The sequence below is a fragment of the Allobacillus halotolerans genome (assembly GCF_018967645.1).
Lineage (GTDB): Bacteria > Bacillota > Bacilli > Bacillales > Alkalibacillaceae > Allobacillus > Allobacillus halotolerans.
The window spans coordinates 144,069-158,124 of record NZ_JAHLZF010000001.1 but is presented as its reverse complement, the minus strand read 5'-3'; the positions used below and the strand labels follow the sequence as shown (position 1 = coordinate 158,124).

Sequence of the window (14,056 nt, the reverse complement as noted above, 5' to 3'; positions counted from 1 at the left end):
ATTCGAAAATTTGATAGAATCTCAATATACACTGTCGGTCACGAAAGAGTGATGCATTTGTCCAATAACCATACTTATCAAGTGAAATTCGATACCTTTGAAGGTCCTTTAGATTTATTATTGCATTTAGTTAATCAATATGAAATCGATATATATGAGGTTCCTTTAAAGGATGTCGCAGACCAATACATGAATTACATACGTACAATGCAAGAACTGCAGTTGGACATTGCCAGTGAATACTTGGTCATGGCCGCAACATTGCTTGCGATCAAGAGTCAAATGCTTTTGCCGAAGCAAGAAGTGGAAATGGAGGACGAGTATGAAGAGGACTTACGAGATGAGCTAATTGCTAAACTGATTGAATACCGTAAGTTTAAGGAAGCAGCCGCTGGACTAAAAGAAAGAGAGCAGGAACATTTTCGGACGCACATGCGACCGGCCACTGACCTTTCCGTTTATCAAAGCGAAATAAAAGTCGAAAGAAGTAATGAACTAGATATTGTTGATCTGACACAAGCTTTTCAAAAAGTGTTACGCAGAAAACAATTATTAGCTCCAATGGAAACAACTGTACAGAGACAGGAAATCTCGATTGAGAAAAGAATGGATGAAGTTTTAAATGCATTAAATGACCACCATGGTAAAAAATCCTTTGATGAACTTTTCTCTTATCAAAAAAGAGCAGAAGTTGTTGCGACATTTCTCGCGATCTTGGAATTAATGAAAAGCATGCAAGTCACCTGTATTCAAAACCAAAACTTCGACTCAATTACGGTCCAGCTAACGGGGGAAATTCAATGGAGTTAAATGAAATGAAAGGTGTCCTGGAAGGTTTGTTGTTTGTTTCCGGTGATGAGGGGTTATCAAATAAACAAATCAAGAATATTCTTGATATAGATGAGGATGCTATTAAATTATTAATAAACGAATTAAAATATGACTATGAACATGGACAACGTGGATTATCTATTTTAGAAGTAAGGGGCATCCACTATCTGACAACCAAGCCAGACCATGCTGCTTATTATGAAAAAATGCAACAGTCCAATGTATCCTCGCGGTTATCACAGGCATCCTTAGAAACATTAGCGATTATAGCTTATAAACAACCAATCACAAAAGTCGAAATGGAAGAAATTCGCGGTGTGAAATGTGATGGGCCAGTTCAGACGTTAATGTCTCGATATTTAATAGAGGAAGCCGGGAGAAAAGATACAAGTGGTCGACCGATTCTTTATCAAACAACAAGAGAATTTTTGACATTCTTCGGATTAACTTCGTTAGATGATTTACCACCATTAACGGAAGAGGATTTAGACGAAGCATTACTGGAATCAGACTTATTTTTTAATGAACTGGCTGAAGAGAACGAAAAGGCAGCTCAATAATATTAAGGGGGTCCCTACCAACCAATGCGTACAGGAAGAAAGTCACAAGCACAAAAAGTTTTTGACGAGCTTGGACGTATAGAGAATATTTTAGAAGACTTTCATAATCATCATTCTGCCGAACACTTGGTTAATGGAAATAAGGAATTAAGAAAAGAATATATTCAACAAGTCATTAAACAATTCAGACTGCTAGAAGCCTATTCAACAGAAGGTAAGAGGGCGATTTATCCATTCGCAAATGGAAAAAATATCAATGCAAAGAACATCGATCGTATCTTAAGAGGAATTTCCGTAAAATGTGTCGATTCTTTTTTCTCACCGAATGTTGACTTATGGTTTGAGGACAGCCGGGCTTCTTATCAAAATAAGAATGCAATTGATTTTATTGAAAATCCTGGAGAGGAAATCAACGAATTAACGCGGAAACTTGAGCCGATATTTTTGGACTTACGAAACCAATTAGAATATTTATCACAAGAAATCTCTTAAATTAAAACAGTTTGATCAACAAGAAGAATTTATGTAAACCCGAACTAAGACAGTTACCAAGTGATCTTAGTTCGGGTTTTTTTGTGGAGTTCGCTTTCTAAAAAGTCATTCACGTCTCACAGTCACCGATTACCCCATCATGACCATTCCATCGATCGTCCTTTTGCGCTACAGTCTTTTTTCAATTAGGCAATCATATCAGCAAGTATCAGTTCATATCTATAAATAACTAGACAAGCATGAATGGATGTGAAATTGGACAATGAAAAAGCTGGCTATTTTTCTGTCATTGATCGTAACAGCAATGTTGGTGAATCCATACGGCACGGATGCGTCACCTGATATTTCTGCAGAAAAAGCTGTTGTTTTAGATATGAATACGATGGAAGTACTTTACGATAAACAAATGAATGAAAAATCCTCCGTCGCAAGTATCACCAAAATCGTGACTGCCTTTGTTGCATTAGAGCACGGCAGCTTGGACGACCAAGTACGTATATCAAAAGAAGCATCGATGATGGAAGGATCGTCGATTTATTTAGAAGTAGATCAGCAATATTCATTGGAAGACTTAATTTATGGACTCATGCTTCGTTCAGGTAATGACGCAGCAACGGCAATCGCTGAACACGTCGGCGGAAGTGTGAAAGGGTTTGCCTTCTTGATGAATGAGACGGTGGATTGGCTAGGAATGAAGAATAGTTCATTTCAGAATCCACATGGACTAGAAGAAGAAAATCATTATTCCAGTGCATATGATATGGCGCTCATTACAGCCCATGCAATGAATAAAAACGACGATTTCAGAGAGATTTTTGGAACGGAAAAGCACCTGCCGATAAACGGTGATTACTATTGGTTCAACAAAAACAAGTTGCTGACAACTTACGGTGAATATTGTACTGGCGGGAAGACAGGATTTACCAAAAAAGCTGGTCGAACACTCGTCACGACAGCTGAGCATGAAGGAGAAGAAATTGTTGTTGTGACACTTCATGCATCTGATGATTGGAATGATCATAAAAAACTTTATGACTATGCATTTCAAGAATTAGCTAAAAAACCGGATTTACCGATTCATGCAGATGCTAGTGACTCCTATTTTCTAGAACTCTATATCGAAACATTCCGTCAAATGCAGGGGGCTTCTATATGGTAAATATCATATGGGCAGGACTGGCTTCAATCGGAATTATTTATGCCTTGTTTAATGGAACGATGGAAGAAGTCAACGAAGCAATTTTCGCTGGAGCAGAAGAAGCGGTTGCTTTAACGATTACACTCGTCAGTGTTTTGGTATTTTGGTTAGGGCTTATGCAAATAGCGGAAAAAGCAGGATTGCTGGACAAGCTAGCAAAACTTTTTCGTCCGTTATTTAAGCGATTATTTCCTGATATCCCACGAGATCATCCCGCCATGGGTTATATTTTATCGAACTTTTCTTCAAACATTTTTGGTCTCGGTCATGCCGCTACACCGTTCGGCATAAAAGCTATGCAATCATTGAAGAAGTTGAATCATGACCGCCCGGAAGCTTCACGATCAATGATTACATTTTTAGCACTGAATACATCCAGTGTTACGTTAATACCCACAACCATGATTGCAATACGGATGAAATATGATTCGATTGCACCAACCGAAATTGTCGGAGCAACCATTATGGCAACATTAGTATCCACCATAGGGGCGTTGTTAATTGATCGTTTCTTTTATTACCGGAGACAAAGGAGCTTATAAATGCTTGTTCACGTGAGTAACATGATTATTCCGCTCCTCATTTTATCGGTTTTACTTTATGGAACTTATAAAAAAGTACCTACGTATGAAGCTTTTGTTGAAGGTGGTAAGGAAGGGGTCTCGATGGCTGTTTCATTACTTCCTTTCTTATTAGGTATGCTCGTGTCCATTACAATCTTTCGTGCTTCCGGAGCATTGGATGCTTTTGTTCATCTGCTGGAACCGATTTTGTCCATTTTCCATATTCCGCCGGATATCGTACCATTAGCATTGACTCGACCGATCTCTGGTACAGCTTCCCTAGGTGTTGCGACAGATATTATCCAAAACGAAGGACCTGATTCTTTTTTAGGAAAATTAGCTTCTACCATGCAAGGGAGTACGGATACGACGTTATATGTATTGACTGTTTACTTCGGTGCTGTTCAAATCAAAAAAATGGGTGATGCGTTAAAAGTAGGATTGTTGGCCGATTTGATCGGAATTACTGCTTCGTTAATTGTTTGTTACTTATTATTTGGTTAATGGATTGCATTCGATGGAATTAACTGGATCTAAATAAAAACGAATCGTTGAATTCAGCTAAAATACATAGACTTGCGTATCAAAGGTAAGCTCGATTTCAATGGCAAAGAATGATCATACGAATAAAGTAGGCACTGACTTTGGTCGGTGCTTGTTTTTTTATGTGCGAAAGCTTGAATGTTGAAGCCATGCTGATTAATGTTGAAGTCACCCGAGTTAATGTTGAAGTCTTGTTAATCAATGTTGAAGCAAATCGAATTAATGTAGTAGTATTTCTCATTAACGTTGAAGAATAGCGATTTAATGTAGTAGTAGACGCGGTCCTGATAACAAAAATTTTGATAAGTGCGCACTGAAAACAAAAAGTGTTTTTATAGCGAATGATTTATATACCAACAATTTAATCGTTCGAAGTTGGCTTTGATTTTATCCATTCGTTTTAGTGTCATTTTATGTTGTCTTTGAGAACGGAGTCCTTTTTTGTCGTATGTAAATATGTACATATGTTAAGATACTTATAGACTTCGAAGAAAATAGGTGAGATTGTTGGCAAATCATATGGAACGACTACAGAAAGTTATCGCAAAAAGCGGGGTCACTTCCCGACGCAAAGCTGAAATGTATATTACAGAGGGCCGCGTTAAAGTGAATGGAAAAACAGTAACCGAATTAGGTACAAAGGTTTCTCCTTCTGATCGAGTAGAGGTTGATCAAATTGAACTCGAAAAAGAGGAACCGGTTTACTATATGGTCAATAAACCACGAGGTGTTATTTCTGCTGTAAAAGATGATAAAGACAGGAAAGTGGTGACTGACTTACTACCGGAAGAAATTGAAGAACGACTTTTTCCGGTCGGTCGACTTGATTACGATACGTCAGGGTTACTATTGTTGACAAATGACGGTGAGTTTACCCAACGACTCATTCACCCTAAATATCAAATGGACAAGGTGTATGTAGCAAAAGTTAATGGACTCGTTTCTAAAGAAGAGCTTACGAAGCTTAAAAAAGGAATCGTTGACCAAGGCGAGCGATTAAAATGTGTGAAGGCAAGGATCATAGACAGTAATGTAAAAAAAGGGAAAGAAGTAAAGGAAGGTAAAAGTATTGTCGAACTTACCTTACATCAAGGAAAAAATCGACAAGTACGCAGAATGTTTGAAGCACTTGGATACCGTGTGGAAAAGTTGAAACGCGATCGGTTTGGTAGCTTAAGTTTAGGCAACTTGCCAACAGGAGAATATAGAAAGCTTACGCCGCATGAAGTTAAACAATTGATTGCCCTCTCAAAACAAAATGTTAAATAATGTTCAAACGTTGAATTATGGAGATTATACTCTAGTGATATAATTGCCCAGAAGAGGGGTGGATACTGTGCATAAAAAGAAAAAGAGACTGATCATCCGAACGGTTATATTATCTGTTTTGGTCCTAACATTAATTGGTGTTTTATACGTTAATTTTTCCTCAGAACAGCCTGTTGTGGCTGAGGGGGATGAAGCACCAAATTTTAAGCTTAAACGATTGGACGTTGAAGGCGAAACGATTGAATTAAAGGATCTTGAAGGAAAGGGCGTCATGTTGAATTTTTGGGCAACTTACTGCGAACCATGTAAAGAAGAAATGCCATACATGAATGAACTTTATCAAGAGTATAAGGATAAAGGAATTGAAATCGTTGCCATAAGTGTTGATTCAAATGAATTTGTCATTAATAACTTCTATAATAAACTAGGATTAAGTTTCCCAAGTGTCCATGACAAGAAGGGAACAGTAATGGAAGCGTACGACATTGTACCATTACCAACATCGTTTTTTGTCAATCCAGATGGAACGATTGAGCGAGTCGTTAAAGGCGCGTTAACATTGGAACGATTAGAGGGGTATTTACAGGAAATTCTCCCTACGAATTAAAATTAATCGCAGACTTAAAGAGGGATAAACATGAGTGTGAAAACTGTAAAATGTGAATGTGGACATATTAATCACGAAGGTACGGTTCTTTGTGAAGCTTGCGGTAAGCCAATTAAAGGCAACCAACACCTTGATGGGAACGACGATCAAAAAGTTCTTGAAATGCGTTATGACGGCAGTGCCCGCCGCTCAAAAACCTACAAACGAACATTTATCGATAAAACGTGGGCATTCTTTTCATCCGTTAAAGTCGGCGTATGGCTAATCATCATTACGTTGATTTTCTCTGCATTGGGGACACTTTACCCACAAGAACCTTTTAAAAACTCACCTTTGCCTGCTTCTCAATTTTATGAAACAGAATACGGGCTGACTGGTAAAATCTTTTATCAACTTGGTTTTCATAATATGTATGATTCTTGGTGGTACATTATTTTAGTAGCCTTGATTGGTATATCACTTGTTATTTGCAGTCTTGATCGCTACATACCGTTAAGACGAGCATTAAAGAATCAAAAGATCAAACGACATCCGACATTCGTGAAACGTCAAAGGGTTGTCAGTTCAACAGACAAACTATCCGATGAAAACTATCAAATGATCAAAGAACGTTTGAAGAAAAAGAGATATAAGGTCAAGGAAGAAGACGGACATCTCTTTGCGGAAAAAAACCGTTTTTCTCGTTGGGGCCCTTATGTTAACCATATTGGTTTGATCATCATACTCAGTGCAGCAATCTTGCGGATGTTTCATGTGATGCATGTTGATGACTATGTATGGGTGCGCGAAGGTGAAACGAGAGTTATTCCTGGTACAAATCAAGAGTATTATATCAAAAATGAAAATTTTAGTTATGATTTCTTTGATGCAGAGGAAGATGAAGACATACGCTTCCGTGAAGCATTAAAGAATGCGAATGGACCTATTCCAAAAGATTTTCAAACCGATGCGATCATCTACAAAGTCAAAGGGGAAACGGTCATCGGTCAAGAACCTGAGCTTGAAGAAGTTAAGCGTGGACAAATTCGTGTAAATCATCCGATTCAGTTTGATGGATATTCACTGTATCAAGCAGGTAACCAAATGGAGAGCGAGTACGATCGCATATCATTTAAAGTTAATGGAGAAAACAATCAAGAGTTAGGTGAATTCACTTTCGAAACGGATGAAGCACCTTACCAAGTTGAATTAGATAATGGTATGATTGTTAGAGTGGATGATTACTATCCTCAGTTAGAGTTCACGGATAAAGGTCCTTCATCTTTTTCAAAGTTTCCTAGAAACCCTGGGATCATCTTCTCTGTATTGAATGAGGGGAAAGAAGAAGGTGAACGCTTTTTCTACTTAGGAGAAGAAGTGATTGGACTTTCGGAAGGAAACACATTTTCAATGTCAGTTACTGATATTGAAAAACGTTCGGCTTCAGGTTTGACCGTTAAAAAAGACTATAGCTTGCCATTTTTCTTAGTCGGCGCAATCATTTTTATGATTGGCGTTGTTCAAGGCTTGTATTGGTACCATCGTAGAATATGGATTCATCCGACGGAAAATGAATACCTTGTCGGTTCTCATACGAACAAAAACTGGTTTGGTATGAAGAAAGAACTGGATGAAATTTTTGAAGAAACTGGATTTGCTGAATTCAAGGATCAAAGTGAATTGAAGTAATTGACTCAATAAAGGAGGTCCTCTCATGGATTTTTATGAAATAAGTAGTAGTCTATTGTCTATTTCCTTTTTTATCTATTTGATTGCCGTAGTGTTTTTTGGAGCAATATTAGGTAAGAAAAGGGATGAGAAACAAAAATCAAAACTTACAATGATCGGAATTATATTAACGATTATTGGATTTATCGGACAAGTTGCTTCATTCATATTCAGATGGATCGAAGCCGGGCATATACCTGTAAGTAATATGTTTGAATTCATTTACTTCTTCAGTATGTGTCTAATATTTGCCTTCTTATTAATTTATTTTATTTATCGTTATTCGATTTTAGGAATTGTAGCACTTCCGATTGCCATCGTATTAATCGGATATGGCAGTGTCTTCCCAACTGAAGTCACCCCATTGGTTGACTCATTGCAATCGAATTGGTTATACATCCATGTGACGACGGTTGCATTGGCACAAGCTATTCTATCGATTAGTTTTGTTGCTGGATTGTTATATTTGATCGTGAAAGTGAACCAAGAGAAACGTAGCAAAGAAACCTCTTATTTGGAATTAATTATGTATTTTGTCGTCTCGGTTATTGCGTTCATTATCCTGTCATTCTCATTCGGTGCGGCCGATTACGAAGCTGTTTTTAATTTACCAGAGAATGAGGACCTTACTGACATTTCTTATACATTACCTGCTTTAATTGGTCCAACTGATTCAGAGTTGGCTACTACCGACCATTTTTACACTGGAATCGAAGCACCTAGCTTTATGAATGGTCCGGATGCAGCACGTAAATTTAATACATTGATTTGGTCGTTAGTGACAGGGCTTATACTATATGGACTACTACGTTTATTGACACGCAAACGTTTAGGTGAATATTTACAAGATAAATTTGGTAAAGTCAATCCGGATGTCGTGGATGATATTATGTATCGTGCTATCGCAATCGGTTTCCCATTATTCACATTAGGTGGATTGATCTTTGCGGCGATTTGGGCTCAACAAGCTTGGGGACGCTTCTGGGGCTGGGATCCTAAAGAAGTTTGGGCGCTTATTACATGGTTATTCTATGCTGCCTTCTTACATCTAAGACTCACGCGTGGCTGGCATGGTAAAAAATCTGCTTGGCTCGCGGTGATCGGATTCGCCATCATCATGTTTAACTTGATTGCGGTCAACTTAGTTATTTCCGGCTTGCATTCCTACGCATAATATATTGATGAAGAAGGAGTAATGTGTGATGTCAGAAGAAGGTAAAATTTTAATTGTAGAAGACGAAGAGCGGATTCGTCGTCTACTCAAACTCTATTTATCTCGTGAGGGTTATACGCTAGAAGAAGTCGAAAATGGCGAAGAGGCTCTCCAAATGGCACTAGAAAATGATTATGATTTAATTCTATTGGATTTGATGTTACCAGGTATGAACGGTGAAGAAGTTTGTGAGAAACTTCGTGAGCGAAAAGCGACTCCAGTAATCATGTTGACAGCTAAAGGAGAAGAGGGAAATCGTGTACAAGGCTTTGAAGTCGGTGCAGACGATTATATCGTGAAGCCGTTCAGCCCTCGTGAAGTCGTTCTACGAGTGAAAGCTTTATTAAGACGTTCTTCTGCGACGAAGTATTTGGAAACCTCACCGGAAACAAACGATGTCCTTGTGTTTCCGCATCTGAGTATCGATAAAGATGCTCATAGAGTCATGGTGCATAATACAGAAGTTAACTTAACACCAAAAGAATATGAGTTACTTTATTATTTAGCGAAAACACCGGATAAGGTATTCGACCGAGAAGAATTGTTAAAAGAGGTCTGGGAATATGAGTTCTTTGGAGATCTTCGAACGGTAGATACCCATGTAAAACGGTTACGTGAGAAGTTAAATCGTGTTTCTGAGGATGCTGCCAAAATGATCGTAACGGTTTGGGGAGTCGGATATAAGTTTGAGGTTAAAGACTTATAATGTTTTGGCGTAGTGTCGTTTTTAAGTTATGGTTCACCATTATTTTAATGGTGGCCTTTGTTTTATTCATTCTAACCGTACTTTTACTTGAATTCTTCGAGAATTACTACGTCGAAGAAGCAGAAAAAAATCTGTTGAACCAAGCAGAAAGTGTAGCAACACTTATTGAAAGTCACGGTGAGGATAATCTACAGATTCAAACAATCAATGAAGTCACTGCCCCGACAACTCGCGTTATTATTTTCTATAGCGAGCATGAGTATTGGATGAATGATAACTCAGAATCTAATCCGTTACCAGAGGTGGAACCGACTTGGTTTTTAACGAATACGGATTTGCATCAAACGATTACAGACCAGAATGAAATCATGAAAATTGCACCTTTGCCTAATTCGGAGTCGAAGGTCGTACTGGTCGGTATTCCCTTTGACCTGAAGGGTAATCAAGGTGCCATTTACGCCTATCAATCACTGGCAGTAATCGAAGAAACTACAACAAAAACAACGCGAATTATTTTAATTGCTGCATCCATTTCAATTATTTTAACAACCATTTTTGCATTCTTTTTATCAACAAGAATCACAGCACCTTTGATTAAAATGAGAAAAGCGGCAGGAGAATTATCTCGAGGCGAATTTTATACGAAAGTGCCTGTCTTAACACATGACGAGATTGGTGAGCTGGCGATTTCATTCAACCGGATGCGCCGTCAATTAAATGATCACATATCTGCACTAAACCAAGAAAAATCTCATTTATCCAGTATCTTAAAATCAATGGCAGATGGTGTTATTACAATCAATAAAAAATATGAAATTATGGTGATGAACCCACCAGCGAAATCCGTTTTGGAACAGTTAGGGTATCAATTTGATGATAAGGTCAATAAAATACCTGCCGAATTGCAAGGCTACTTCGAAAATGTACTCGAAGAAGAACAAGAAAGCGTTTCAGAAATATCTGTTCAAGGTAGAACTTATGTTTTACTTCTGACGCCATTATATACAAACGGTGTCATCAGGGGAGTTGTAGCAATATTAAGAGATATGACAGAGGAAAGACAAACGGATAAACTTCGTAAAGACTTTCTAGCTAATGTCTCTCATGAGCTTCGAACGCCGATTTCTCTTATGCAAGGTTACTCAGAAGCAATAGTCGATGATATTGCAGCTTCCAATGAAGAAAAACGTGAACTGGCTCAAATTATTTATGATGAATCACTCCGCATGAGTCGTTTAGTGAACGAGCTACTAGACCTAGCAAGAATGGAAGCGGGTCATATTCAACTGAATCTCGAGAAAGTTGAAATCAGTGATTACGTCAACCGGGTAGCGAAAAAGTTCCGTACAGTAGCGGCAGACCAAAATATTCATCTTGATCTCTCTTTAAATAATCAAACAGAATTAGTATTTCTCGATCCTGATCGAATGGAACAAGTATTAACGAACTTGATCGACAATGCCATTCGTCATTCAGCGAGTGGTGACTCAATAACAATTACATTAGATGAACTATCGAATGAATTCATCATTTATGTGAAGGATGAAGGTTCGGGGATACCTGAAGAAGACGTGCCGTTTATTTTTGAACGATTTTATAAAAGTGACAAAGCACGCACAAGGAAAAAAGAAGTGAAAGGAACAGGTCTCGGTCTTTCCATTGCAAAACATATTGTTGAAGCACATAAAGGGCGAATCTCTGTTCAAAGTCATGAGAATGAAGGTACTAAGTTTACAATTACCTTACCGAAAAATCCAAATAAAGATTATTCTTGATGAAAACAGCCTGAAGGACTTATAAAACCTTCAGGCTGCTTTACTGTGTATAGACTAAGAATTATTTACCTCTTTTTGTGTTAAAATGAACAAAGTTGTAACTATTTTTATTTTAACTCGACAAATTATATGAATGGAGGGCGAGCATGAAAGCCATCTTTCAGGACCTCTATGACCGTTATCATCAAGATTTATATCAATTTATTTATTATATGGTAAAAAATCGAACGACAGCTGAAGATCTAGTCCAAGAAGTATATATCAAAGTCTTTAAATCGTATGACACTTTTAAAGGCGAGAGTAGTCCAAAGACTTGGATGTTTTCAATTGCTCGCCATGTCACCATTGACTTTTTTCGCAAAGAAGAAAGGCGTCAAAATCGATCAGCTGATTATTATGAATGGCATGACCATGATGAACAATTGAGTGATGTCCAACCCTTGCCAGATGAAATCGCTGAAAAAAATGAAGAAATTCAACTGCTCTATCGCTGTCTTGATGATTGTACAGAAGATCAACGCGTCGTTGTCATATTACGGTACATACAAGAATTATCGATTCAAGAGACTGCTGAAGTCTTAAACTGGACAGTGAGTAAAGTAAAAACCACCCAACACCGCGCCATCAAGTTTTTGACAAAAAGAATGAATGAAGTGGAAGGAGGGCATAGTGGATGAGTAAATTTGATGAAAAAGAGATAGAAAAATTGCTTGGACATATGCCCGAAATAAAAGATGAGCAATCAAGTGATTATTATTATAAAAATATTGATCAGGAAATACAGTTCAATCGAACGAAAAGGCGAAATAAAAAGAAGTCAAAGCTTTTACCAGTTGTAGCCAGCATAGCAGCATTGTTTATGGTCACGTTATTGTCCATGGAATATTTGCCTATTGGTAATTCGTCTTTTGATGAGAGCTCTGATATAGAACTAGATGAATTCGAGTCAGATACAGATATGAAAAAGTATGCGAATGATGAGCAAGCCGAAAGTTCGATTGAACAAGGAGAAGAAGAGTCAATGGAAAGTGCTGAAATTAATTCGGAGGATTCTGTAGAAGAAAGTACAACCGAAACGTTTACGCGGTTAGTTCATTCCGATGAGGAAGGAAATGAAAATTTAGTCACGTATTTCTTTCCAGATGAACAACTACAGTTGCTCATACCCGTTACCTTTGAACAACAAGTAGCTGATCCCTTTGAGGCTTTTAATCATGTTCAAGATGTAATTCCTGAAGATTATCCGCTAAATGCTGATTTTTACGAGTATCTTTCATTTAAAGAAACTGACTCAAACGGCGTGCCAGTTGTTGAAGTAGATGTCAACGGTTTCCGTGCTGAATATCCAGGAGGTTCCACGGTAGAATCTTATCTTTTACAGACAGTTCAAGCTTACTTCGCGCAGCTTAATGAGAATGTTGTCAAATTAGAAAATGAAAATGGAGAGAGTGTTACATTTTCACACACAGGTGAAATTGATCAGCCACTTGAAAGTAAATCAGTAAAAAAGCAACCTTATAAAATCATCCATTTAAATGGAATAGATGAACCGTTTTATGTACAGGTTCCTGACTACTCTGGAACTTCTATAGAACCATTGTCTATTGAGGATGCATTCCAACGGATGAAGCAAGAAGGTGAATTTACAGATGCAGCGCCTTCTTTACCAAGCGATTGGTCGATTCAAATAGACAATCAGACAGATGACCGATTATATCTGTCAATTGAAAATGTAGATGGTGAGAATGAACAAAATCGTATCATTGCGATTGAAACGATCTTATTAACAGCCAAAAGTTTTGGATTTGAGAATGTAGTCCTTGCGATTGATGACATTGAGAAAATCGGTCGTTATCCAATTGGCCAACCGATTCAAGTACCTACGTTTGTCAATCCGCACAATTAAGTTTGTGTCATTGCATGTAAGTAATTACGATCCGCTTACTGAATTGAATAGATGAATTGAGGGAGGCTTCGAATTTTCATGGATATGAATAAAAAAGGTTTGTCATTAGAGAAACAGAATGAACTTCTGAACCTATTAAAAGAACGTTTTGAACAAAATATCCATCGTCATGAAAACATGGATTGGAACGACATCGAAACAAAATTAAAAAACAGCCCTGAAAAGTTATGGTCACTCAATGAAATGGAATCAACAGAAGGTGAACCGGACGTTATTGGTTATGATCAAGTAACAGGTGAATATATTTTTTGCGATTGCTCAAAGGAAAGTCCTAAAGGTCGGAGAAAAGTGTGCTATGATCGAGAAGCTTTAGAAGCACGAAAGAAGTATAAACCAGAAAATAATGCAATCGACATGGCCAATGATATGGGTATTGAAGTGCTTACTGAAGAACAATATCGTGAGTTACAAAACCTTGAACCTTTTGATATAAAAACATCAAGCTGGATTCAAACACCCGACGCTGTCAGAAATCTCGGTGGGGCTTTGTTCGGCGATTATCGCTATGGACAAGTTTTCATTTATCATAATGGTGCGGACTCTTATTATGGCGTGCGAGGATTTCGTGGTTTACTTCGGGTTTAATTAATTCAGAATAAAAAAGAGCGGCCATAAAGGGCTGCTCT

The 14,056-nt window shown here is 37.8% G+C and carries 16 protein-coding genes; all 16 read left to right on the top strand.

Translation table 11 applies throughout. The features are described 5' to 3' along the window. Positions 1-57: 57 nt before the first annotated feature. Positions 58-810: a segregation/condensation protein A gene (locus KQ486_RS00840; protein ID WP_246569034.1), complete on the top strand. Its 753-nt coding sequence runs from the start codon at positions 58-60 to the stop codon at positions 808-810. Further along, positions 801-1,391 carry an SMC-Scp complex subunit ScpB gene (scpB, locus tag KQ486_RS00835; protein WP_216686519.1) on the top strand — a complete coding sequence of 197 codons (591 nt, stop codon included), beginning with the start codon at positions 801-803 and terminating at the stop codon, positions 1,389-1,391. The genes KQ486_RS00840 and scpB overlap by 10 nt, the downstream gene beginning before the upstream one ends. 24 nt (positions 1,392-1,415) lie before the next feature. Beyond that, a complete protein-coding gene (locus KQ486_RS00830; RefSeq protein ID WP_144158709.1) occupies positions 1,416-1,883 on the top strand; it encodes a DUF3907 family protein in 468 nt (155 codons plus the stop codon). Between the two features lie 262 nt (positions 1,884-2,145). Beyond that, on the top strand, positions 2,146-3,042 hold the full coding sequence (locus KQ486_RS00825) for a D-alanyl-D-alanine carboxypeptidase family protein (RefSeq protein ID WP_144158711.1): 897 nt from the start codon (positions 2,146-2,148) through the stop codon (positions 3,040-3,042). Beyond that, positions 3,036-3,623: a nucleoside recognition domain-containing protein gene (locus KQ486_RS00820; protein ID WP_144158714.1), complete on the top strand. Its 588-nt coding sequence runs from the start codon at positions 3,036-3,038 to the stop codon at positions 3,621-3,623. Before KQ486_RS00825 ends, KQ486_RS00820 begins: the two co-directional genes overlap by 7 nt. Next, positions 3,624-4,148, top strand: coding sequence for a spore maturation protein (locus KQ486_RS00815; RefSeq protein WP_144158716.1), 525 nt, complete (start codon positions 3,624-3,626; stop codon positions 4,146-4,148). It begins immediately after the preceding gene. Between the two features lie 161 nt (positions 4,149-4,309). Beyond that, the gene (locus tag KQ486_RS14530; protein ID WP_274237326.1) at positions 4,310-4,444 is read left to right on the top strand and encodes a hypothetical protein; all 135 of its coding nucleotides are present in this window, start codon (positions 4,310-4,312) and stop codon (positions 4,442-4,444) included. A gap of 262 nt (positions 4,445-4,706) precedes the next feature. Further along, positions 4,707-5,456 (top strand): pseudouridine synthase, encoded by a 750-nt coding sequence (locus KQ486_RS00810; RefSeq protein WP_144160123.1) that lies wholly within the window; start codon positions 4,707-4,709, stop codon positions 5,454-5,456. 67 nt (positions 5,457-5,523) lie between these two features. Beyond that, complete coding sequence (resA, locus tag KQ486_RS00805; protein ID WP_216686518.1) at positions 5,524-6,063, top strand: thiol-disulfide oxidoreductase ResA; 540 nt, start codon at positions 5,524-5,526, stop codon at positions 6,061-6,063. 30 nt (positions 6,064-6,093) lie between these two features. Continuing rightward, positions 6,094-7,731 (top strand): cytochrome c biogenesis protein ResB, encoded by a 1,638-nt coding sequence (gene resB, locus KQ486_RS00800; protein WP_246569030.1) that lies wholly within the window; start codon positions 6,094-6,096, stop codon positions 7,729-7,731. A gap of 25 nt (positions 7,732-7,756) precedes the next feature. Then, entirely contained in the window at positions 7,757-8,944 is a 1,188-nt protein-coding gene (ccsB, locus tag KQ486_RS00795) for a c-type cytochrome biogenesis protein CcsB (RefSeq protein ID WP_216686517.1), read from the top strand. Positions 8,945-8,972: 28 nt separating this feature from the next. Then, the gene (locus KQ486_RS00790) at positions 8,973-9,689 is read left to right on the top strand and encodes a response regulator transcription factor (RefSeq protein WP_216686516.1); all 717 of its coding nucleotides are present in this window, start codon (positions 8,973-8,975) and stop codon (positions 9,687-9,689) included. Next, positions 9,689-11,464 (top strand): ATP-binding protein, encoded by a 1,776-nt coding sequence (locus tag KQ486_RS00785; protein WP_144158731.1) that lies wholly within the window; start codon positions 9,689-9,691, stop codon positions 11,462-11,464. The genes KQ486_RS00790 and KQ486_RS00785 overlap by 1 nt, the downstream gene beginning before the upstream one ends. A gap of 146 nt (positions 11,465-11,610) precedes the next feature. Further along, positions 11,611-12,141 carry an RNA polymerase sigma factor SigX gene (gene sigX / locus KQ486_RS00780; protein ID WP_144158734.1) on the top strand — a complete coding sequence of 177 codons (531 nt, stop codon included), beginning with the start codon at positions 11,611-11,613 and terminating at the stop codon, positions 12,139-12,141. Beyond that, positions 12,138-13,370: an RsiX family anti-sigma factor gene (locus KQ486_RS00775; protein WP_144158737.1), complete on the top strand. Its 1,233-nt coding sequence runs from the start codon at positions 12,138-12,140 to the stop codon at positions 13,368-13,370. Before sigX ends, KQ486_RS00775 begins: the two co-directional genes overlap by 4 nt. Positions 13,371-13,448: 78 nt before the next feature. After that, positions 13,449-14,015: a DUF4256 domain-containing protein gene (locus KQ486_RS00770; protein WP_144158740.1), complete on the top strand. Its 567-nt coding sequence runs from the start codon at positions 13,449-13,451 to the stop codon at positions 14,013-14,015. Positions 14,016-14,056: the final 41 nt, after the last annotated feature.